The 20,764-nt window shown below is 60.0% G+C and carries 24 protein-coding genes; 7 read left to right on the forward strand and 17 right to left on the reverse strand.

The window, feature by feature from the left end:
* A partial coding sequence (locus tag GA0061100_RS23450) for a flagellin N-terminal helical domain-containing protein (RefSeq protein WP_483237915.1) occupies positions 1-172 on the reverse strand: 172 nt, incomplete at its 3' end.
* A gap of 332 nt (positions 173-504) precedes the next feature.
* Here GA0061100_RS23450 and GA0061100_RS23455 point away from each other — a divergent pair.
* Positions 505-2,448, forward strand: coding sequence for an O-linked N-acetylglucosamine transferase, SPINDLY family protein (locus GA0061100_RS23455; protein ID WP_075855183.1), 1,944 nt, complete (start codon positions 505-507; stop codon positions 2,446-2,448).
* A 52-nt stretch (positions 2,449-2,500) separates the two neighbouring features.
* On the opposite strand, the gene fliP is transcribed toward GA0061100_RS23455, so the two are convergent.
* The 13 genes from fliP to flgF form a co-directional block, all read right to left on the reverse strand.
* Entirely contained in the window at positions 2,501-3,259 is a 759-nt protein-coding gene (fliP, locus tag GA0061100_RS23460) for a flagellar type III secretion system pore protein FliP (protein ID WP_069611318.1), read from the reverse strand.
* On the reverse strand, positions 3,256-3,750 hold the full coding sequence (locus GA0061100_RS23465; protein WP_075855185.1) for a flagellar basal body-associated FliL family protein: 495 nt from the start codon (positions 3,748-3,750) through the stop codon (positions 3,256-3,258). Before GA0061100_RS23465 ends, fliP begins: the two co-directional genes overlap by 4 nt.
* Positions 3,751-3,773: 23 nt before the next feature.
* Positions 3,774-4,487, reverse strand: a complete 714-nt coding sequence (gene flgH, locus GA0061100_RS23470) for a flagellar basal body L-ring protein FlgH (RefSeq protein WP_075855186.1) — start codon at positions 4,485-4,487, stop codon at positions 3,774-3,776.
* The gene (locus GA0061100_RS23475) at positions 4,484-5,023 is read right to left on the reverse strand and encodes a MotE family protein (protein ID WP_075855188.1); all 540 of its coding nucleotides are present in this window, start codon (positions 5,021-5,023) and stop codon (positions 4,484-4,486) included. The genes flgH and GA0061100_RS23475 overlap by 4 nt, the downstream gene beginning before the upstream one ends.
* Positions 5,020-6,138 (reverse strand): flagellar basal body P-ring protein FlgI, encoded by a 1,119-nt coding sequence (locus GA0061100_RS23480; RefSeq protein WP_075855189.1) that lies wholly within the window; start codon positions 6,136-6,138, stop codon positions 5,020-5,022. The genes GA0061100_RS23475 and GA0061100_RS23480 overlap by 4 nt, the downstream gene beginning before the upstream one ends.
* Complete coding sequence (gene flgA, locus GA0061100_RS23485) at positions 6,135-6,620, reverse strand: flagellar basal body P-ring formation chaperone FlgA (protein WP_425298702.1); 486 nt, start codon at positions 6,618-6,620, stop codon at positions 6,135-6,137. Before flgA ends, GA0061100_RS23480 begins: the two co-directional genes overlap by 4 nt.
* A gap of 34 nt (positions 6,621-6,654) precedes the next feature.
* Positions 6,655-7,443: a flagellar basal-body rod protein FlgG gene (gene flgG, locus GA0061100_RS23490; RefSeq protein WP_075855192.1), complete on the reverse strand. Its 789-nt coding sequence runs from the start codon at positions 7,441-7,443 to the stop codon at positions 6,655-6,657.
* Between the two features lie 97 nt (positions 7,444-7,540).
* Positions 7,541-7,891 (reverse strand): flagellar hook-basal body complex protein FliE, encoded by a 351-nt coding sequence (gene fliE, locus GA0061100_RS23495; protein ID WP_075855194.1) that lies wholly within the window; start codon positions 7,889-7,891, stop codon positions 7,541-7,543.
* Positions 7,888-8,304, reverse strand: a complete 417-nt coding sequence (gene flgC / locus GA0061100_RS23500) for a flagellar basal body rod protein FlgC (RefSeq protein ID WP_075855195.1) — start codon at positions 8,302-8,304, stop codon at positions 7,888-7,890. The genes fliE and flgC overlap by 4 nt, the downstream gene beginning before the upstream one ends.
* A gap of 16 nt (positions 8,305-8,320) precedes the next feature.
* A complete protein-coding gene (gene flgB / locus GA0061100_RS23505) occupies positions 8,321-8,713 on the reverse strand; it encodes a flagellar basal body rod protein FlgB (RefSeq protein ID WP_075855197.1) in 393 nt (130 codons plus the stop codon).
* 119 nt (positions 8,714-8,832) lie between these two features.
* Positions 8,833-9,378, reverse strand: a complete 546-nt coding sequence (locus GA0061100_RS23510; RefSeq protein ID WP_075855478.1) for a flagellar protein — start codon at positions 9,376-9,378, stop codon at positions 8,833-8,835.
* Between the two features lie 85 nt (positions 9,379-9,463).
* Positions 9,464-10,849: a flagellar protein export ATPase FliI gene (fliI, locus tag GA0061100_RS23515; RefSeq protein WP_075855198.1), complete on the reverse strand. Its 1,386-nt coding sequence runs from the start codon at positions 10,847-10,849 to the stop codon at positions 9,464-9,466.
* A gap of 11 nt (positions 10,850-10,860) precedes the next feature.
* Complete coding sequence (gene flgF, locus GA0061100_RS23520; protein WP_075855200.1) at positions 10,861-11,595, reverse strand: flagellar basal-body rod protein FlgF; 735 nt, start codon at positions 11,593-11,595, stop codon at positions 10,861-10,863.
* 222 nt (positions 11,596-11,817) lie between these two features.
* On the opposite strand from flgF, the gene motA reads away from it, so the two are divergent.
* The 6 genes from motA to GA0061100_RS23550 all read left to right on the forward strand — a co-directional run bounded on the left by motA (position 11,818) and on the right by GA0061100_RS23550 (position 16,946).
* Positions 11,818-12,690 carry a flagellar motor stator protein MotA gene (gene motA / locus GA0061100_RS23525; RefSeq protein WP_075855201.1) on the forward strand — a complete coding sequence of 291 codons (873 nt, stop codon included), beginning with the start codon at positions 11,818-11,820 and terminating at the stop codon, positions 12,688-12,690.
* A gap of 2 nt (positions 12,691-12,692) precedes the next feature.
* Complete coding sequence (locus GA0061100_RS23530) at positions 12,693-13,640, forward strand: FliM/FliN family flagellar motor switch protein (protein WP_425298707.1); 948 nt, start codon at positions 12,693-12,695, stop codon at positions 13,638-13,640.
* A 63-nt stretch (positions 13,641-13,703) separates the two neighbouring features.
* The gene (gene fliN / locus GA0061100_RS23535; RefSeq protein ID WP_075855204.1) at positions 13,704-14,234 is read left to right on the forward strand and encodes a flagellar motor switch protein FliN; all 531 of its coding nucleotides are present in this window, start codon (positions 13,704-13,706) and stop codon (positions 14,232-14,234) included.
* A 49-nt stretch (positions 14,235-14,283) separates the two neighbouring features.
* Positions 14,284-15,327, forward strand: a complete 1,044-nt coding sequence (fliG, locus tag GA0061100_RS23540; RefSeq protein ID WP_075855206.1) for a flagellar motor switch protein FliG — start codon at positions 14,284-14,286, stop codon at positions 15,325-15,327.
* A gap of 93 nt (positions 15,328-15,420) precedes the next feature.
* Entirely contained in the window at positions 15,421-16,500 is a 1,080-nt protein-coding gene (gene flhB / locus GA0061100_RS23545; RefSeq protein WP_075855208.1) for a flagellar biosynthesis protein FlhB, read from the forward strand.
* Between the two features lie 5 nt (positions 16,501-16,505).
* Positions 16,506-16,946, forward strand: a complete 441-nt coding sequence (locus tag GA0061100_RS23550; RefSeq protein WP_075855210.1) for a hypothetical protein — start codon at positions 16,506-16,508, stop codon at positions 16,944-16,946.
* Positions 16,947-17,059: 113 nt separating this feature from the next.
* On the opposite strand, the gene visR is transcribed toward GA0061100_RS23550, so the two are convergent.
* The 3 genes from visR to fliF all read right to left on the reverse strand — a co-directional run bounded on the left by visR (position 17,060) and on the right by fliF (position 20,755).
* Entirely contained in the window at positions 17,060-17,806 is a 747-nt protein-coding gene (gene visR / locus GA0061100_RS23555; protein WP_075855211.1) for a transcriptional regulator VisR, read from the reverse strand.
* A gap of 11 nt (positions 17,807-17,817) precedes the next feature.
* Entirely contained in the window at positions 17,818-18,555 is a 738-nt protein-coding gene (gene visN, locus GA0061100_RS23560) for a transcriptional regulator VisN (protein WP_075855213.1), read from the reverse strand.
* Positions 18,556-19,078: 523 nt separating this feature from the next.
* A complete protein-coding gene (fliF, locus tag GA0061100_RS23565) occupies positions 19,079-20,755 on the reverse strand; it encodes a flagellar basal-body MS-ring/collar protein FliF (RefSeq protein WP_075855215.1) in 1,677 nt (558 codons plus the stop codon).
* Between the last annotated feature and the right edge of the window lie 9 nt (positions 20,756-20,764).

The raw sequence follows: 20,764 nt of genomic DNA on the forward strand, positions 1-20,764 counted from the left end.
TGTTGTCGGACTTCATGCTGGTGGCGATCGACCAGTAAGCAGCGTTGTCGGAAGCCTTGGAGATGCGCAGGCCGGAAGATACGGCGCTCTGCGTGCCCTGCAGGTTGCTGCTGATGTTCTGCAGCGTCTGGAGGGCGGCCATTGCGGAATTGTTGGTAATAATGCTGGTCATAGGAGTGTCCCCTGGAAACTGGATACGAAAGGAGGACATACCGGACTGGGAATACCGGCGATGACGGAGCAGCTTCATGCCCCTCGATCCATTTTCCTAGAGGACCAAACCCGTCATGTCGCGAGGAAGTTCGCACCCATTGCTTGCCAATTTCTTAAATCCGAGGCTGGGGGACACCGCCTCTCTGGAACGTGGCTAAGAATCCGTAAAGGCATTTCCGACCGGTGCTTCGGTTTCAGGCAAGCTCCGTGAGGGATCATGAAGCGAATCCATGATGCCGGCCCTCGACCTTCGGCGGGAGCCGGTCAACATATTGCTCGGAGTTCTCGCTCGTGAATACGAAAAATGCCTTTGTGACAGCGTCCGGCTTCTACCAAAAGGGGCAATATACGCGCGCACTCGAAACGCTGAACGAGCTGCTGAACGTCGACAGATCGCCCAAGACCTATGCCCTCCTGGCAAAGACGCTGCTGAAACTCGGTTTCCGATCGGATGCGGCGAGCGCCTACGAGCTGGCCGGCCGGCAAAAGCCGCAGCGCGACGACTATCTTCGGGAGGCCCTGCTGCTGCACGGCGACTGCGGCAACGACGATCAGGCTCTCGCCATCGGAAGCCTGATCCTGCCTCTGGCTTTCAAGGACCCGGACCTTGCCTTCGTCCTTAGCCGCATCTTCCTCGGCCGTCAGCAAAAGGACCTGTTGACCGGTTTCAAGACGGTGCTCGTCGAAGGACCGGAACTCAAGCATCGCCAGATGGCCGCAAGACTGCTGACCGACGATCTCAATGACGAAAGCAACCGGCACATCGTCACGACGCTGTTCAAGAAGCATCCCGACCATGTCATTTTCCGCGCTCTCTACCTGATCTTCGCACGCGAGGTATCCGATCTGGCGGCCGTCGAAAAACATATGGCCCCGGTCACGACATCGCTTGCGCAAGGCAAGCTCGAGCATGTCATTCCCGACAACCCCTTCTTCCATCTCCATTGGTGCGGCGACGAGGCGCTCAACAAGCTCGTGGTCCACGACACCGATCCATTGCCGGCGGGGCATGCAGAAGCCCGCCGCAAGCTGCCGCACACATGGGGCAGCAAGATCCGCATCGGCTATCTCTCCTCCGACTTCTGGCCGGGGCATGCGACGATGAAGCTGATGCAGCGCGTTCTCGAACTGCACGACAAGGATCGGTTCGAAATCACCCTTTTCGATCACTCTGAGGCGGCTCACCAGAAGGAGGAGGCCTTCGACTATTCGGCACTGGGGACGACGGTCGACATTCGCGGTCTTTCCAACCAGGCTGCGGCGGAAGCGATCCGCGCCCGAGGAATCGACATCCTCGTCGATCTCAAGGGGCATACCAAGGGAAGCCGCGCTTTCATCCTCAACTACATGCCAGCTCCGATCCACGTTGCCTGGCTGGGCTTTCCCGGCACAACCGTCAACATCGACCTCGATTACATCATCGGCGACCATTACGTCCTGCCGGATCAGTCGAAGGCGCATTTCTACGAAAAATATTGCCGCCTGCCGGAATGCTACCAGCCGAACGATCCGCTCAACCGCCCGAAGGCGCGGCCGACAACGCGCGCGGAGCACGGGCTACCCGAAGACGCGTTCGTCTACGCGTCCTTCAACGGCAACCGCAAGATCACGCCACAGATGGTCGACGTCTGGTGTAATATCCTCAAGCGCAGCAAGAACAGCGTGCTCTGGCTCCTATGCAACGGCCCGCGCGCGGAAGCCAATATCTGGTCGCGCCTAGAAGCCCGCGGCGTCAACCGCAAGCGGGTCGTCTTTACCACCCGCATCCGCTACGAGGACCATATAGACCGCCAGCAGCTTGCCGATCTCGGCCTCGACACCTTCCCGGTCAACGGCCATACGACGACGTCGGAACAGCTTTGGGGCGGCCTGCCGGTTCTCACCATCAAGGGCACCAATTTCGCCTCGCGCGTCAGCGAAAGCCTGCTGAATGCCATCGGCTTGCCAGAACTGGTGGCCGACGACGTCAAGGCCTACGAGGACATGGCGGTGCAGCTTGCCGGCCAGCCGGAGCGTATCGCCCAATTCAAGCAAACGCTGGCGGCCAATCGCTACATCAAGCCGCTCTTCGATGCGGAGCGCTTCACACATCATCTGCAGACGGCTTTCGAGATGATGGCGGCGCGGGCCAAGCAGGGGCTCGCACCCGACCACATGGACGTGCCGGCACTGCCGGTGCGTTCGGAACCGTTCATGGAAGACGACCAGAACTCGGCGGCGATCGCGGCCGAGTAAAGCACAGCGGTCATCAGGCAGCAGCTTCGATGACCGCTTTCCGCTTATCGTATCAGTGGAAAGAGCGGACCAGGCTGCCGACCAAAAGATTCCAGCCGTCGATCAGCACGAAGAAGAGAATCTTGAACGGCAGCGAGATCGAGGTCGGCGGCAGCATCATCATGCCCATCGCCATGACGATAGTCGACACGATCAGGTCGATCACGAGGAATGGCAGCACCACGAGAAAGCCAATTTCGAATCCGCGGCGAATCTCCGAGATCATGAAGGCCGGGATGAGGACACGATAGTCGATCTTGTTGTCAACCACGGTCGTCTGGCCGCGTTCCTGGGCGAGATCGACGAAAAGCTTCAGGTCCTTGTCCCGCGTGTTGTTCGACATGAAGGTGCGGAACGGCTCGGCAATGCGCTGCACCGCATCCCCTTCCGAAATCTGATTGGCAAGCAGCGGCTGCACGCCATCCTTCCACGCCTGATCGAAGGTCGGCGACATGACGTAGAAGGTCATGAAAAGAGCAAGGCTGAGCAGGATCATGTTCGACGGCGTCGTCGCAAGGCCCATGCCAGTGCGCAGGATCGAAAAGGCGATGATGAAGCGCGGAAAGCTCGTCACCATGATCAGGATGCCGGGCGCGATCGAAAGGATCGTCAAAAGCCCGAAGGTACGGATGATCCAGGCGGCAACCGAACCGTTGACCGGCGCGTTCAGAAGATCGGTCGGAAGCTGCTGCGACAATTGCTGCGCCGCCGCCAGCTCAGGCGACAATGCAGCAATGACGAATATAGACAGGGCAAGTGCTAATCGACTCATTCGATCACGAAAGTTCTGAACATAACTTTCGATACCCGTCCTTCCGAGCGCAGGTCAACACGCTCCTGGATGTCATCCCGAAGATATTGCAGGCCGCGTGCACCTTCGATCTGCTGCAAGGAAACCGTGCGGATGTAGGCAAGGATATCCTGATGGATCGCCTGGGCGAGCTGGGCGTCCGGCGGTCCCTTGAAAGCAAGCGCAAGCTCCAGCCTGATCCAGCTCTGCGCGGGATAGGCGAGATTGGTGGTGATCGGATCGAGCGCGATGATGCCGTTTGCCTGGGCGGCAGCAGCTGCCTGCTTGCTGTCACCGCCGGCCTTCGCAGTCGCCTGGACTGCGGCCGTGGCCGTCTTGATCCGCGGCGCGACCATCGTTCCCAACATCCAGCCGCCGCCACCGCCCAGCACGGTCAGCACCAGTAGCCCGACGATCATCATGATCAACGGCGATCCCTTGCCCTTTGCCGATTCGTCTGCGGCTGCTGCCATATCAGTATCCGTCCACTGTCAAATCAGAGCGGCGAGAGCAGGTCGACAGCCTGCTGTCCCCTCGGCGGCTGCTGTATTTCCGTCAGGCGACCGCGGCCGCCATAGGAGATGCGCGCCTCGGCGATCTTGTCGTAGGAGATCGTATTATCCGAGGTAACGTCCTGCGGCCTGACGATGCCCGCGACGTTGAGAATACGGATTTCCTGGTTCATGCGCACTTCCTGCGAGCCGCTGATCATCAGGTTGCCGTTTTCGAGAATGCCGGTCACGACAGCTGCGACCAGAAGATTGATCTGCTCGGAGCGCTGCATCTTACCCTTGGCGTCGGTGCTGGTGTCGGAGCCCGAAGTCGCATCGGCATTGGTGCTGGGCTGCCAGCCGAAAATCTTGGCGGTAATGTTCCAGTTCATATCGCTCTTGTTCGTGCGATTGCGATTGGTCTCGTTGTCCCAATTCGCCTTATCGTCGATCTTGATCGTCACCGTCAGGATATCGCCGACATTGAGCGCGCGCGCGTCCTTGAAAAGGGCGGCCTGCGAATCATTCCAGAGCGAATAGCCCTGTGCGACCTGGTGCGGCCGCTTCGGATACTGCGACATCTGCGGCGTCTGCGCATATTGCAGACCGCTGCCGATCGGACTCATGGCAGGCGCCCTGCCGATTTCCTTGAGGGCCTGCGACTGGCAACCGGCGAGAAAGACGACGATTGCGCAGGCGGCCGTAAGACGCGTGTTCATGAGGGGTCCTTCGACTTCGATGTATTCGGGTCGGATGCGCTAGCGATGATATTGGTGATGACGGCCGCCTTCTTCGCATCCATTTCCGCGAGGATCAGGCTCGATTGACGCGCGGAGAGCTTCATGATGATGGCCGCTGCGATGACAGTCCTCACATCGTTGAGACTGGCGGCAGCGGCATCCGGCTTCATGTTCTTGTAGATATCGACCAGACCGAGATCGGCCGTCTTGAGGAAGTCGTCGCGGCGTTTCAGCCAGTCCTCATATTCGGCCTTGCGCTTGTCCATGGTGGCGATGCGCTGATCGACATCGGCCTGAAGTTTTTCCAGTTCCTGCTTCTGCAGCAGATAGCGCTGATCGCGGGCCGGATCGGCGATATTGGTGCAGAACTGACGGATCTCATCCTGGCTGGACGCCGGATCGGTAGCCGGCTTCGGCGCCTCCTGCGCCGCCGCCGTACCCAGCGACAGCAGCATGGCGCCTGCCGTAAGACTGCAGGTGATCAGCAATTTTCTGGCGATGGCGTTCAAGATCATTGCAGCACGAGCTCCGCTTGCAGGGCGCCGGCCGACTTGATGCCTTGCAGGATGGCGATGATGCCGTCCGGCTTGACGCCTATATTGTTGAGACCCGAGACCAGCGTTTTCAGGTCAGGCCCTTCCAGCACCGCCACACGGCCGCCGCTTTTGGTGGCGGTGATATCCGTCTGGTCCTGGATCGCCGTCTGGCCGTCCGAGAAGGGTTCCGGCTGGATAACCTGCGGGTTTTCGCTGACCTGCACGGTCAGCGTTCCATAGCTGACGGCGACTGGCGAGACGCGGACATCGGCGCCGATGACGATCGTTCCGGTGCGCTCGTTGATGACAACCTTGGCCGGCGTGTCGGTCTGGACGTTGAGATTTTCGATATCGGCCATCAGCCGCGTCAGGTCCGCCATCTTCGGCTTGGCGATCGTCACCTCCTGCGAATCCTTGGCTTCGGCGATCGGCGCGCCGAAACGCGAGGTCGCCCAGGTATTGACCGTGTCGGCGATACGGATCGAGGTGGAGAAGTCCGGATTGCGCAGCTGCAGGACCAGATTGACGGAATCCTTGAAGCGCGAGGGCAGCTCACGTTCGATGATGGCGCCGCCGGGCACGCGGCCGGCCGTTGTCACACCTTCGGTCACCGTGGCGGCCGCACCCTGCGCCTGGAAGCCCGATACGATCACGGAGCCCTGTGCCACAGCGTAAATCTGTCCATCAGCACCGCTCAGCGAGGTCATGATCAGCGTACCGCCGCGCAGCGACGTCGCATCGCCGAGCGAGCTGACCGTCACATCGATGCGGCTGCCGGGGCTTGCAAAGGGCGGCAGGTTCGCCGTCACCATGACGGCGGCCGTATTCTTCGCGGCGGACTGGCCGCCCTGCGTCGAGATGCCGAGGTTCTGCAACATCGCGCGCATGGACTGTTCGGTGAAGGGCGAGGAACGCAGACCGTCGCCGGTCCCCTGAAGACCGACGATCAGACCGTAGCCGATCAGCTGGTTGTCGCGGCCGGATTGCAGCGACGCAATATCCTTGATGCGCGATTGCATTGCGAGAGCCGGATCCGCGACGATCAGGCTCGGCAATGCGAATAGAACTGCTAGAAATTGACGAAGCCGTTTCATTTCGCAACCACGCGGATCGTACCGTTTTGCAGGACCGTGCCGTTGACGATGATGCCGGAGTCCATATTGCGGGCACGGACGTTATCGCCGACGGCGCCATCATCGAGCGGCGTGCCGGCTGCCGTGATCGTCATGCTGCCCATGCTCATCACCAGACGGACATTGGAGCCGCGCGTCACCGCATAGGGCTGGCGCAGCGCCGAGATGGAGATGGTTCGGCCGGGAAGAAGTGTGCGCTTCGACACCAAGCCCGTGACCTCGCGAAGCCGCTTGGCGTAATCGCCACTCAGGTTTGGGTTGGTGACCTCGACCTCTTCGAGCTGACCGCTGCTGATGATATCGCCCGGATAGATCGTCTCGGTCGGCACCACGGCGGTTCCGAGGCTTGGGCCGTCGGCGCTCATTGCGCCGACCGGAGCAGCTGACGCGAATACGACGGAGAGGCTCGCTGCGGCGAACCATGCCATTGCCAAGCTTTTCATCCGGCGAAACCTCATGTTCGGCCCGTCCCTCTTGCTACTTCAGGTTCTTGCTGACGATCTGCGCCATTTCGTCGGCCGTCGTGATGACCTTCGAATTCATCTCGTAGGCGCGCTGCGCGGTGATCAGATCGGTGATTTCCTTGACCGGATCGACATTCGACGATTCCAGATAGTTCTGCTTCAGATAGGCGAAGCCGTTCTGGTTCGGATCGGAGACGACGGGATCGCCCGAGGCCGGCGTCTGCGTGAAGAGGTTGCTGCCCATCGGCTGCAAGCCGGCTTCATTGACGAAATTGGCGATCTGCAGCTGGCCGAGTACCGTCGGCGTTGTCGCTGTGCCGATGATCGCCGTCACCTGGCCGGACTGGCTGATGGCGAGGCTGCTCGCATTGTTCGGGATCGTGATACCCGGCTCCAACACGTTGCCATCGGGCGTGACGATCTGGCCGGTGTCGCTCTTGTTGAAGGAGCCGGCGCGCGTGTATGCGGTCGTGCCGTCGGGCATCTGAATCTGGAACCAGCCGCGACCGACGAGAGCGACGTCGAGCTCATTCTGGGTCTGCGACAGCTCGCCCTGGACCTGGATGTTGCGCACCGCAACGGTCTGCACGCCGAGGCCGATATTGGCGCCTTCCGGCACGACCGCCTGGTTCGGCCTGTTGGCGATGCCCTTGGCGCGTTCGGTCTGATAGAGAAGGTCGGAGAATTCGGCGCGCGAGCGCTTGTAACCCGTCGTATTGATGTTCGCGATGTTGTTCGCGATCACTTCGAGATTGGTCTGCTGGGCGTCCATGCCCGTCGCAGCAATTGCGAGCGCTCTCATGCTTTCGTCCTTCGAGCCAGGGCGGGACCTTCGAAACCGCGAAGCGGCCTGCGAACAACTCACGCCAAATCAAGTAATTAGAGCGGGCAACCCCGCGCTAGATCTGCATCTTTGTAATATCGAGAAAGGCCGAGACGACCTTGTCGCGCAGTGCAATCGCGGTCTGCAGGGTCTGATCGGCCTGCATGACCTTGTCGACGACTTCGCGTGTGCTCATCGTGCCCTTGATGCCGGCGAAGGAAGCGTTTTCGGCATCCTTCAGCGAATTGATCGAGTCTTTTGCGACATTCGACATGACCGACGCGAAGCTCATTCCGGCGTCCGCTCCCGCGGCGACCGCCGGTGAGGCGTCCATTGCGCTGGACGCGGCTGAGGTCAGATCCGTGGCGATGCTGCTAAGGCCGCGCGTCGCCGAGAGAGAGGCTACATTCTTAACCGAGTCGATCATTGGTTCTTCAGCAGATCAATAGTGGAAGAGATGAGATCACGGGCCTGTCTGACCGTCTGCAGATTGGCCTCGTATGAACGGTTGGCTTCGCGCATGTCGGCCATCTCGACCAGAATGTTGACGTTGGGCATCTTGACGTAGCCCTTCTGGTCGGCAGCCGGATTACTGGGATCGTATTCTTCGACGAATTTGCCCGTGTCTTCGCCGAGCTTCTTGACGCCGACCGTGGTTACGCCATTGGCGCGGTCCATTTCGGCACCGAACGTTACCGTCTTGCGCCGATAGGGATCGGCACCGGGCGTATCACCCGTCGAACGGGCGTTGGCGATATTTTCGGAGACGACACGCAGACGTGTCGATTGAGCCTCCAGGCCGGAGCCCGCAATCTTCAATGCGGCTGATAAGGGGTCCATGACATCTTCACTTCATCTATTGTTTTACGGTCATCAACATCATGCGATGAAAGGAGCCCACGAGAGCGGTGTTCAAGCTGTACTGGCGCTTGATTTCACCGGCCTTCGCGAGCTCGTCTTCCAGACCGACGGTGTTACCCGACTCCTGGACACCAATTTCCTGGTTGAGCGACGCGTCCTCGACGTTGACGTTGCCGCTCGTACTGAATTCGCTGCCCGAAAGATGCGCGGGATTGGTCCGGGCCATGCTGGCATTCTGGTTGTCCAGAACGGCCTGAAACGGCGTGACATCCTTGGCGCGAAACTTCGGCGTATTGGCATTGGCGATATTGCCGGCAACAACCTCCTGACGCACCTGGAGCCACTCGGCTTGCCGCGAGGCCAGGTCAAAGAGCTGAATGGGTTGCATGGGCTTCTCTCCGTTCTTACACTGGGAATCTAGCGGGATAATCTTGCGTGGGACTTGCGAGAAATGCGTTCCTGTAAAGTCTTCGAAGTGCCTGAAATCCAGGCGATTCCGGGTTTTCTTCAATTGTTGCCGTAGACATCGCCCGCCGAGGTGACGATGACCCATTTTCCCTCTCGCTGTTCGATCGAAGCCAACCGGCTGTTGTCGGGCAGAAGCGATCCGACACGCACGACATACATGCCGGTATCATCCTCGATCAGCGCGCGGCCATTGGCGACATGCAGCAGTTGAAACGCGGACTTGCCCGGGAACGGCTGCTGATCGGCGGAAGGCCCCTTGTCGTCTTCGCGACCGGCGTTGCTGACCGTCGCCGTCGTCAGCGGATCGGGAATGAAATCCTTCGGCTCGGCGGGATTCTTGTTGACCATGGCGAGCGGCGATACGCTGACGATGGTACGGCCAGGCCAGTTCGGCAAATCGCGGCTGCGATCGCCTTCGGCCACCTGAATGCCGAACTTGTCCGGGTTCAGAAAGACGTACCAGGGGAAGAAGGCAGAGGCACCGGCAAGCGCCAGTCCCGTGAAGGCCAAAGCCTTGTCCGTAACGGTTCGCCTTCTCGCCGATTTCGGCGGGGCGACCGGTTCGTCTGCGTCGGATTCTTTCACTTCTGGCCCCTTTTTCGGCATGACATTCGGCGATATCCGGCAGGCTGCGGACAAGGAAAAGTCGAGATAGTGCTGCGCGCGACCATCACTTGGCTCTGGCGGGGACACCGCTCGAAGCGTTTCTGAGGGCCGTCGCAAGATCGGTGAAGGCATCCGCCGAAGGCTCCTCGCCCGGCGTCTGCTTCAGTATGTCGTAGATGATCGGCACCTGGCGCACGGCGATATCGAGATCGGCGTCGCTGCCCTGGCGGTAGCCGCCGATCAGGCGCAGGTCGCGCGTCTCTTCGTAGCGGTGCACCAGCGCCTTCAGACGCGAGACCAGCTTCTCCTGATCCGACGTCCAGGCCTTTCGCGCCAGACGGGAGACGGATGCGAGCGGATCGATCGGCGGGTAGCGCCCTTCTTCGGCAAGACTGCGCTGCAGGACGATGTGGCCATCGAGAATGCCACGGGTGGAATCAGCGATCGGGTCGTTGTGATTGTCGCCGTCCACCAGGATGGAGATGATGGCGGTGATCGTACCGGTGCCTTCCGGCCCTGGGCCGGCGCGCTCGAGAAGGCGCGGCAGTTCGGTGAAGACGGACGCCGGATATCCGCGCGCGATCGGCGGCTCGCCGGAGGCGGTCGCCACTTCGCGGATGGCATGCGCGAAACGGGTGACGCTGTCGACGATCAGGAGAACGTTGTCACCCCTGTCTCGAAAATGCTCGGCGATCGTGATGGCCGAAAGCGGCGCCATCTTGCGCAGCATCGGGCTCTCGTCGCTCGTCGCGACCACGGCTACCGATTTCCGCATGTGAGAGCCGAGCGTATCCTCGATGAATTCGCGCACTTCGCGGCCGCGTTCGCCGACGAGGGCGATCACCACCTTGTCGAAGGCATCGGCCCGCGCCAGCATCGACAGCAGCGTCGATTTTCCGACGCCGGAACCGGCAAAGATGCCGAGGCGCTGACCAAGGCAGAGCGGCGAGAAGATATCGATGGCACGGACACCGGTCTTGAACCCGGTCTCGACACGCTTGCGGGTCATCGACGGCGGTGCGGTGTTGGAGATCGAGCGGGCTTCGAGACCGGCTGTCAGCGGTCCCAGTCCGTCGATCGGCTCGCCGAGCGAGTTGATCGTGCGGCCGCACCAGCTGTCATCGGGCGCGATGCGGAAGGCGCCCTTGCGGATGATGGTATCCTGGATGCCGATTGGTTCGCCCGGTTCGATCGGACAGACATAGGTGAGTTCCGGCTCGACGCGGACGACCTCGCCGAGGTGAACGCCCGTTGCCGACCGATGCGCGACGAAATCGCCGAGGCGCACCTGCCTGGACAGGCCGGCAACCGTATAATGCCCGGCGGCGATGGTGCGCACATGGCCACCATGGGCCACGGCATTCTCCGCCATCGCATACTGGCCGGCCAGAACGGCCATATGCGAAAGCTTCGGCGACAGTGCGCCTTCCGGCAACCGATCCTCGACCATCATCAGTCTCTTTACTGGCTGCCGCCGAGGGTCTTGATGGCGTCGGTAAGCGTGCCTTCACTGCTGCCGGTGAGCGTGCTGATGTTATCGAAGGCGCGGCTGACCTCGATCAGATTGGTCATTTCCCGCATGCCGTTGACGTTGGAGTTTTCGAGATAGCCTTGGGCGATGCCGATATTCGAGCGATCGATCACCGCCTGTGGCGTATCGGTCGGCAGGATGCCGCTGTTTTCGTAGCGCAGGAAGCCCTTGCTGACATCGGCGCTATAGAGGCCGATCTGGCCCATGCGGCGGCCGTTCTGCGTGATCGTACCGTTCGACGCGACGCTCGGCGGACCGCCGGCGGGATCGAGCTGGATCGGCGCACCGCCAGGATCGAGGACCGGGAAGCCGCGGGTGGAAACCAGCGCGCCGCTTTCGGTCATGGTAAAGCGGCCATCGCGGCTCAGCACCAGGCCTGCCGGCGTGTTCATGCCGAAATAGGCGTCACCCTTGACGGCGAAATCGAAGAGATTGCCGGTGTTCTGAAGTTCGCCGTTGTCCGTGGAGAGGTAGTCGTTGCCCTGCGAGACGAAGGCGACCTTGGCGTTGAGTTTGTTTTGGGTATTGCTGAGAACCTGATCGAACTTGACCTCGGTGCCGCGGAAACCCGTGGTGTTCACGTTGGCCAGATTATCGGCGATCGTGGTCAAACGCCGCTCAAGCGCCATCTGGGACGACAGCGCCACATAGATACCAGACTGCATTTTCAACGCCCTCCGGACATTGGAGAATAACGGGAAAGGAAACGCCGCCGGCGCTCCTACATTTCGTTAGCGGGGCATGGATGCCCTTACCCGCCATCCTGCAGGGCTTGGCTTGTGCGAAGCTGACAAGGCAAAAAGGACGTTCAGCGCCCATCGAACAGCCTCACGCAAGGCAGGTCCCCTAGTTCATCATATGAAGCAACGTTCAGGTGTGGACCGACGATGAATATTATTATCGGATTTGTAGTGACCTGCGGCTGCATCATAGGCAGCTTCATGGCTATGGGCGGAGACGTAGGCGCGCTGTTCCAGCCCTTCGAATTTGTCATTATCGCGGGCGCCGGCATCGGCGGCTTCATCATGGCCAATCCGATGAAGGTCGTGAAGGATTCGGGCAAGGCGCTCGGAGAAGCCTTCAGCCACAAAGTGCCGAAGGAGCGCGACTATCTCGACACGCTCGGTGTGCTCTACGCCCTGATGCGCGACCTGCGCACCAAGTCGCGCAACGAGATCGAAGCCCATATCGACAACCCGGATGAATCGACGATCTTCAAGGCCGCTCCGACGGTTCTGAAGAACAAGGACCTGACGGCTTTCATCTGCGACTATGTCCGTCTCATCATCATCGGCAACGCCCGCTCGCACGAGATCGAGGCGCTGATGGACGAGGAGCTCGAGACCATGCAGCACGACAAGATGAAGCCTTATCACGCGATCACGATCATGGGCGATTCGTTCCCGGCGATCGGTATCGTCGCTGCCGTTCTCGGCGTCATCAAAGCGATGAGCCACATCAACGAATCACCCGAAGTGCTCGGCCACCTCATCGGCTCGGCACTGGTCGGCACCTTCCTCGGTATCATCCTGTCCTATTCCGTCTGCGCGCCGCTGGTCTCCCAGATCAAGGTGGTGCGCAACAAGCAGCACCGCCTCTATGTCATCGTGAAGCAGACGCTGCTTGCCTATATGAACGGATCGGTGCCGCAGGTCGCACTCGAATACGGCCGCAAGACCATCTCCTCCTACGAGCGTCCGTCGATCGATGCCGTCGAGCAGGAAATGATGAACCCCGGCGGTGAAAGCAAGGCAGCCTGACGATCATGAGCCAGCAATCCGCGCATACGACACAGACGATGGACCGGACCCTTTTTGCCAAGCTCACTGGCAATCTCGGCGATCAGGCGACGCTTGCGAAACTCGGCACCGCCTTCGCCCAGGTCTATGCCGAATTCCTGCCCGACATCATCAAGAGCGAAACGGGCCTGGACATCAACATCGCCTATGCCGGCTGTCAATCCGGCTCGATGAACGAGCTGATTGCCGGGCTTGGCGGCAGTCATGCTCTGGTCAACGGTTCGCTGCGCAACTGGGCACCGAATTTCATCCTTGGCTGCGGTGCCGGCTTCATCATGACGCTGATGGAGCATATGCTGGGTGCACGCGCAGAAGACATGGAAGCAGCCGTCGCGCGGCCGCTTTCGGTGATCGAACTCGATCTCTCGGTCATGGTGTTCGAAAAGATCGCCAAGGTGCTTCGCTCGGCGGTCAATGCATCCGGCGGCTTCGAACCCTATCTCGACCCGCCCTACAATATCGAGAGCCGACCGGCGGCTATCGGCGATGAAGGCAATGACTTCGCCGCCGCGATCACAATGACGATCTCGCTCGGCAAATCGCTTTCCCAGATCATCATCATCGCGCCGCAACGCGATTTGCTACGCACCGTCGTCAGCGCCCCCCGCGCCAAGAATCCAACGGCTGCCTCCCAGGCATGGTCGGAACAGCTCAGCGAACAGGTACGCCGCTCGCAGGTGACGCTTGAGGCACGAATCCGGCTCGAATCGCTGACGCTCGACACCATTTCCAAGCTCGCGGTCGGCGATATCATTCCCTTCATGGACACCGGCGACGTCCGCGTCGAAGTCAGCGCCAACAGCAAAGACCTTTACATCTGCGAATTCGGCCGCTCTGGCGAAAATTATACGGTGCGCGTCAAGGACAATGTCAATTCCGACGACGAGCTTCTCAGACACTTGATGAATTGATCGGCTGGCGCGTGATCCCGCACACGGCAGCTTGAGGCAAGTTTCAACTGGAATAGTGATTTCATGGCTACGAAGACGACACAGCAAAGCAGCGAGGAATCGCTGGACATTTCAAACAGCGACGCCGCCTTGGACGAGGCCATCGATGGTCTGCGCGGCGTCCTGAAGAAGGATAACGAAGGCGGTCTGCCTGACTTCGACGCCGATGCATTCGGCGGGCAAACAGGCACGGATCTTTCGACCTTCGGCGATTTCGGCGACGACAATTCCGCTTCGGCCTTCGATGACGGCGAGTTCGGTGGCGTTTCCACGGCACCGGCTGCCCCCGGCAGCGCGCTGACCTCCAATCTCGATCTGATCATGGATATTCCGATCGACGTCCAGATCGTGCTCGGCAGCAGCCGCATGCAGGTGTCCGGCCTGATGAACCTGGCCGAGGGCGCAATCATCGCACTCGACAAGAAGATCGGCGAACCGGTCGAAATTACCGTGAACGGCCGCAAGATCGGCCGGGGCGAGATTACCGTTCTGGAACATGATGATACCAGATTCGGCATCAAGCTCATTGAAATCTACAACACGAAGAAAAGCTGAACCCGGCTCAGGATGAGCCCACGCCCCTTGCGGGACGGAGACGAAGACCATGATGGACTTTGACGATTTCAGCGGCGCGATTGCCGAGAAACCGTTATCTCAGACTGAAAAGGCAGCCGCCGTCCTCCTCGCCATGGGAAAACAAGTGGCGGGACGGCTGCTGAAATACTTCACGCAGAACGAGCTGCAGATGATTATCGCCTCGGCGCAATCGCTGCGGCTCATTCCGCCGGACGAACTGGCGCAGCTCGTGGCGGAATTCGAAGACCTCTTCACCGAGGGCGCCGGCCTCATGGATAACGCCAAGGCCATCGAGAGCATTCTCGAGGAAGGCCTGACGCCCGACGAGGTCGACAGCCTGCTCGGCCGCCGCACCGCCTTCCAGGCCTATGAGACATCCATCTGGGATCGCCTGGGCGAAGCCGATCCGGTTTTCGTCGCCAAGTTCTTCCTGCGCGAGCATCCGCAGACGATTGCCTATGTCCTGTCCATGATGCCTTCGGCCTTCGGCGCGAAGGTCCTGCTGCAGCTTCCCGAAGCCCAGCGCGCCGACATCATGAACCGAACGGTCAACATCAAGGACGTCAGCCCCAAGGCAGCACAGATCATCGAGAATCGCGTGCTCGGGCTAATGGCCGAGATCGACGCCGAACGCAACGCTTCCGGTTCCACGAAGGTCGCCGACCTGATGAACGAACTCGACAAGCCGGTGGTCGATACGCTGCTGAGCTCGCTCGAGACGATCAACAAGGAATCGGTCGAGAAGGTTCGCCCGAAGATCTTCCTCTTCGACGATCTCACCCGTATGCCGCAGCCGAGCCGCGTCCTGCTGCTCAACGACATCGCCGCCGACATCCTGACGATGGCTCTGCGGGGATCCGGCAACGAGATTCGCGAGATCGTGCTGTCCTCGATCAGCCCGCGTCAGCGCCGCATGATCGAATCCGACCTGCAGATGGGCAATACCGGCATCAATCCGCGCGAAATCGCGATTGCCCGGCGCGCCATCGCCCAGGAGGCCATCCGTCTCGCCAACTCCGGTCAGATCGAGCTCAAGGCCAAGGAAAATACGCCTGTGGAAGAAGCCGCATAAGCGCGGCGCGACTCAGCTAAAACGTCATAGACTGACAAGCTATGGGCCGCGCATGAAGCGCGGCCTCTTTCCGTTTCGCAAAGGGCGGCTTCTTTGGCTGACGAAGACAAGGACAGTAAAACAGAAAAACCGACGGAGAAAAAACTCCGCGATACGATCGAGAAGGGCAATGTCCCTCACTCCAGGGAAGCGACGCTTTTTGCTTCCATGCTCGCGACTGTCATCTACGTCACCTTCTTCCTGCCCGAACGCATGGGCCGCATGGGCGAAGTTCTGCGCGATCTCTTCGAAAAGCCGGATCAATGGCAACTGGAGACAGGCCCAGACGCCATCTCGCTGTTTACGCGCATCGGCTGGGAAGTCGGCAACATGGTGCTGCCGGCCGTGGTGCTCTTCTTCACCTTCGGCATCGGCGCCTCGATGTTCCAGAACCTGCCGACACCCGTTCTGGAACGTATCCGCCCGCAATTTTCGCGCATATCGCCCATGTCCGGTTTCAAGCGCATCTTCAGCGCGACCGGCATGGTGGAATTCGGCAAGTCCCTCGCAAAAATCGTGCTTGTCGGCATCGTCATGTTTTTTGTGCTGCGCAGTCAGTATTTCCACGCGATGGATTCGATGGTGTCCGACCCGCAGACCATCTTCGTGCGGCTGTCGACGATCGTTCAGCGCATCCTGATCATCGTGCTGATGGCGACCATCGTCGTCGGCGTTGCCGACCTGTTGTGGAGCCGGCACCACTGGTTCGACCAATTGAAGATGACGAAACAGGAGATCAAGGACGAGCACAAGCAGTCGCAGGGCGACCCGATCGTCAAGTCTCGCCAGCGCTCGATCGCGCGCGACCGTGCCCGTCGCCGCATGATGAAGCAGGTGCCGCGCGCCACCCTCGTCATCGCCAACCCGACTCACTTCGCCGTCGCGCTGCGGTATGTGCGCGAGGAAAACGACGCGCCTGTCGTCGTCGCCAAAGGCCAGGATCTGATTGCTTTGAAAATCAGGGAGATAGCCGAGGCCAACAATATTCCCGTTTTCGAAGACCCGCCGCTCGCGCGCTCCATGTTTGCGCAAGTCTCGGTTGATAGCGTCATACCGTCAGTATTTTACAAGGCTGTCGCAGAACTCATCCATCGGATCTATGCCGCGCAGTCGAATAGAAAACGGGTACGATAAACCAAATGAAAAAATGCCCCTACTCTGCCCAGCGTGAACAAATACTAGCCGAAGCCATCAGCCCGGTCGCAAGCGAACTGCGCCTCCTGGATGCCGCCGACCTGATCTCGCTGCTGCGCTTCGAACGATATGGCAATCTTGCCGACCTCGTCGCTTCGGCGGCCGAGCTGTATTTTCTTCCCGGCGTGGTCAATTTCGGGCTTGGCGGTGACTACAAGCTTGATTGGGGCGGGCCGGCGGAAGTGACGCTCGATCTGGAGATCAAGCCGCGCGGCGTTACCATCTATGCCAAGCTTGCGCTGGCGGAACACCATGCAGGCATCGAGATCAACCACATTGCCTTCGACAAGGCTTCCGTCGATCCCGACGAGAACACGGCCCTGCTCGCCCGCAGCCTAAGGGATGCGCGCTACGTCGTCCGCGGCGAGGTCGCACACGCGTTCTAAGGGATTCTTCTTTCAAAAAATCGGTGAAGTGATTCGCGAGAGCGGCGTGCATCCGGCAGAATCCGGACCGCCGCTCTATTCATTCTGCGGCAGTGCCCCAAGACGCAGCCATCTCAGCTTATGTAGCCGAAGCGGATCGCCTTTGCGATGGCCTGGATGCGGTTGACGCTGTCGAGCTTGATCGTTGCCGATCCAAGATAGGCATTGACGGTATGCACCGACAAACCCAGCTTCTCGGCAATCTCCTCGCTGATGCGCCCGTCGCCGGCAAGCTGCAGGCAGGCGATTTCGCGCTCGCTCAGCGCTTCGGCTGCCTGGGACCGACGCTCATCCAGTGACAGGAGCTCCATCATGATCTGGCAGCTACGGCCGTGCAGCTCGACGATCATATCGCTCGCAAGATCCATGAACTTGGCGGTGAAGACGGTATAGCCGTTGCCGACGGCGCCCAGCCGCACCGGAAAGGCGGCGCCGGCAAAAGGCAGGAGGTGCGGCTTCAGGCGCTGCGTGAAGGCGGCAAAATCCGGTGTCTCGGCGGTGCTGTCGCTGTCGCGCCCGTTCCACATCAGCGGCAGCAGCGATTTGTCGATATGCTCGATCAGCGCTTCGCCATAGGCCTCAACGAAGGATTTGCCGACGACCGAGTTGGCCGAGCCCCAATTATCGAGCTCGCATACCAGGCGCTGCTTGTGCGGCAGGCCGGAGCCATGAAGGCGATAAACAGCAAAATGCTGCGCATCGATCAGCTTTTGCATCGACACCAGCTTCGGAAACAGATCGGAGCGGCCGGAGATTCGACCGGAACGGGTAAGCCGTGATTCGCCCGGCATATCCGTCGTCCTGTCAGACTGATAGCGCATCCGGTCGGCCCTTAAACGAGGTTGTTGCGCACTGCAAAGGCGATGGCCTCCGAGCGGGTCTTGGTGGCGGTCTTGCGCATGACGCTGGTGATATAGTTGTTAATGGTGTTGCGCGAGATCCCGAGAATCATCGCGATCTCGTCGCTCGTCTTGCCTTCCGCGATCCAGAACAGGCATTCCAGCTCACGCTCGGTCAGATCGAAATCACGCTCCAGCTTGCCCTCGAAGCAGCGCGTGGAGCTGGCGAGATAGCCGGCCAAGAGGCCGACATCCCTCAATCGCTCGGGCAGAAGCACCGCCGCTTCACTCGCCAGCAGCAACAAGGAGAAGCGGGTGCGACCGACATTGAACGTCAACGCATGATATTGCCGGCCCACACCGTCAGGCAGCGAGACATCATCGGGAAGCAGTGCCAGGCTCGGCTGAAATAGCGCCATGCACTTTTCCAGCTCGCCGATACGGCCGTAACCACTCGCCAGCTCCGTCGCCAGGCGCCGGACGAGATCGAAGGGCCAATCGGAGGAAATCACGAAATCGAGGCCGCTTTCCTGGACGAGATCGGACCTGACAAGAAGATAGTGGGAGGCGCCGGCATAACTCGTCAGGGCATTTAGACCGGCTTGCAGATAGGCAGGACCAGAAACGGCATTCAGCTGCAGAATGAGCTGCTCGCGCGACATGGCTCCGGCGGACACGATCAATCGCGCATCCCTATCGCCTTTGCTCAACTGCGATATCTGCATGTCCATACTTGCATTTCCTGCCACTGTTTGACGATCGGTCGTCAACGAGAGCATTGTTCCGTCAGAACCCAATCCCTTCACCTCAGAGAACCGATAACGAAACTCGACGAGGCATCGAAGCCGGATCTTTCTCTATCGCGACACAAACATATCCCGGTGGATTCGGGCGGATGGGCAAATATCTCATCCCTGAATTCAACATCCGCGATCGCGCCGGCATACATTGCCGCAAGCAAGATCCACGAACCATGAACTAATTTTTCCCGCTCCGGAATCTACGAACTTAAACATGCGAAACGCGGAAAACGATGGCCGATTCGCTCGGAATACACGGTTATTACGCAATAGATAAAGTATTTGTAAGTCGATTCTTTATACCCAGCAACCGTATATCCATTGAAATTCCATCTTACGAACACGTCAATTCATTCGGCAGCGACTAATTGATCACAGGTGGTATCGACAATGAGGCAAGCTCAAATGCCACCCCTAGACAAAAAAAGGACCGGGAAATTTCCCGGTCCTTTTGTCAGGCTGCCTGATCGACGGCCCATTTTCTGAGGATCTTGGCGGCGCGCTCTTCGCTGATTTCCACCATGCGGGACAGGCGGCGCTCCGGCCCTTCCTTGACGCGGCGGTTGAAGGTGCCGCCGTCGTCGCCCATCGTCAGCAAGTCGTCGGTGCTGTCGAAGCCGAAGTCCGAGCCGAAGCCGTCCATCAGCGCCGCGCCGGGGCCGCCCACCGCCGGGGCAAAATCCGGCAGTTCCAGGCCTGCCGCTTCCGGAAGCGCCGTACTGTTGGACGAACCACCGAGTGAGCGGATCAGCGGACGGAAGCCCATCCAGACGATCAGGAAGGCGACCGCAACGAAGGCGAGCGAGTTGATGATGCCGGCCATGTTGCGGCTCAGCATATCGGTGATGCTGAAGCCGGAAGACGTGTCCTCAAGCAGCTGGTTGTCGAGGAAGTCCATGGCATTGACGGTGACGATGTCGCCGCGGGCCGGATCGACGCCTGCCGCCGTTGCGACGATCTTCTGCATTTCGGCGACATAGGCGTCGACCTTCGCCTGATCCGCGCCCTGGCCGACCATCTGGGCAATGCGGCCCCTGTTGACCACCACGGCGACGGACAGCTTTTCGATCTTGTAGCTGTTGCGGGTCGTCGCGGTCGTCTTGCTGTTGATTTCGTAGTTGGTCTGCTCTTCGCGCTTGTCGGACTGATCGTTCGACGTCGGCGTATTGCCGCCGGACTGCGGAGCGGCTTGCGGAATGTTCTGCTCCACGGTCGCGGCGCTATCGGGCTGGCTCTGCTGCGACTTCTGCGCTTCCTTCACGGTGCGGACGGAGCGCTCGACCTTCGAGTCTGGATCGTATGTGGTTTCCTGCACCTGCTGGCTGTCGGTGTTCAACTGCGCCGTCACGCTGGAGCGGAAATTGTCCATGCCGAGGAAAGGCGCGAGAGCCTTGTCGATATTGGATTCGACTTCGCTCTGCACGTTCTGCACGATGCCGAGGTTGCGGCTGAGAGCGCCGTTGCCGGGATCGTCGCCCGATGCAAGCAACTGACCGGTCGAGTCGAGAATCGTAACATCATCGACCTCCAGGCCGGGAACGGCGGAGGCGACGAGGTGGCGGATGGCAGAAGCCGATTTGCGCGCAGCTTCGGCGCTTGCGCGGATCATGACGGATGCCGTCGGCTTCTGATCCGCCTTCCGGAAGTTGCCGACATCCTGCATGACGATGTGAACGCGTGCAGCACTGATGCCGGCGATCGAGGTGATGGTGCGGCTGATTTCGCCCTCGAGAGCGCGGACGCGGGTGACTTCCTGCATGAAGGACGTCAGACCGAGCGAACCGACATTGTCGAAGAGCTCATAACCGGCCTTGCCGCTGGTGGGCAGGCCGCGCTCGGCAAGAAGCGCACGGGCCTTGCCGGTCATGCCTGCCGGAACGGTCAGGCTGGTGCCATCCGTGCCGACCTGAAAATTGATCTTGGCTTCTGCGAGCGCGATGCTGATCTGGTTGAGATCCGTCGCATCCAGGCCGACATACAGTGTCTCCTGTGCGGGCTTATTGACGTAGAGGGCTGCAAAAAGGATCAGCAGCATGGACACGGCGCCCACGCCCCCCAGGATCATCAGCCGCGTTCTCCCGAGATTCTGAAGATTCCGAAGTAGGGGAACTAATTGATTTAACAGATTCATTCTGTTCTC

Origin of the sequence: Martinezella hainanensis (genome assembly GCF_900094555.1) — a bacterium.
Lineage (GTDB): Bacteria > Pseudomonadota > Alphaproteobacteria > Rhizobiales > Rhizobiaceae > Rhizobium > Rhizobium hainanense.

Coding starts and splice junctions, on each gene's coding strand:
- visR (WP_075855211.1), bottom strand. CDS start 17,806: ATGCGCTATCAGTCTGACAGGACGACGGATATGCCGGGCGAATCACGG.
- flgC (WP_075855195.1), bottom strand. CDS start 8,304: ATGGACCCCTTATCAGCCGCATTGAAGATTGCGGGCTCCGGCCTGGAG.
- fliF (WP_075855215.1), bottom strand. CDS start 20,755: ATGAATCTGTTAAATCAATTAGTTCCCCTACTTCGGAATCTTCAGAAT.
- GA0061100_RS23465 (WP_075855185.1), bottom strand. CDS start 3,750: ATGGCAGCAGCCGCAGACGAATCGGCAAAGGGCAAGGGATCGCCGTTG.
- GA0061100_RS23550 (WP_075855210.1), top strand. CDS start 16,506: ATGAAAAAATGCCCCTACTCTGCCCAGCGTGAACAAATACTAGCCGAA.
- flgA (WP_425298702.1), bottom strand. CDS start 6,620: ATGAAAAGCTTGGCAATGGCATGGTTCGCCGCAGCGAGCCTCTCCGTC.
- fliI (WP_075855198.1), bottom strand. CDS start 10,849: ATGGTCGAGGATCGGTTGCCGGAAGGCGCACTGTCGCCGAAGCTTTCG.
- flgB (WP_075855197.1), bottom strand. CDS start 8,713: ATGCAACCCATTCAGCTCTTTGACCTGGCCTCGCGGCAAGCCGAGTGG.
- visN (WP_075855213.1), bottom strand. CDS start 18,555: ATGGACATGCAGATATCGCAGTTGAGCAAAGGCGATAGGGATGCGCGA.
- fliP (WP_069611318.1), bottom strand. CDS start 3,259: ATGAGTCGATTAGCACTTGCCCTGTCTATATTCGTCATTGCTGCATTG.
- GA0061100_RS23480 (WP_075855189.1), bottom strand. CDS start 6,138: ATGAAACGGCTTCGTCAATTTCTAGCAGTTCTATTCGCATTGCCGAGC.
- flgF (WP_075855200.1), bottom strand. CDS start 11,595: ATGCAGTCTGGTATCTATGTGGCGCTGTCGTCCCAGATGGCGCTTGAG.
- fliN (WP_075855204.1), top strand. CDS start 13,704: ATGGCTACGAAGACGACACAGCAAAGCAGCGAGGAATCGCTGGACATT.
- flgG (WP_075855192.1), bottom strand. CDS start 7,443: ATGAGAGCGCTCGCAATTGCTGCGACGGGCATGGACGCCCAGCAGACC.
- fliE (WP_075855194.1), bottom strand. CDS start 7,891: ATGATCGACTCGGTTAAGAATGTAGCCTCTCTCTCGGCGACGCGCGGC.
- flgH (WP_075855186.1), bottom strand. CDS start 4,487: ATGAACACGCGTCTTACGGCCGCCTGCGCAATCGTCGTCTTTCTCGCC.
- motA (WP_075855201.1), top strand. CDS start 11,818: ATGAATATTATTATCGGATTTGTAGTGACCTGCGGCTGCATCATAGGC.
- fliG (WP_075855206.1), top strand. CDS start 14,284: ATGATGGACTTTGACGATTTCAGCGGCGCGATTGCCGAGAAACCGTTA.
- GA0061100_RS23475 (WP_075855188.1), bottom strand. CDS start 5,023: ATGATCTTGAACGCCATCGCCAGAAAATTGCTGATCACCTGCAGTCTT.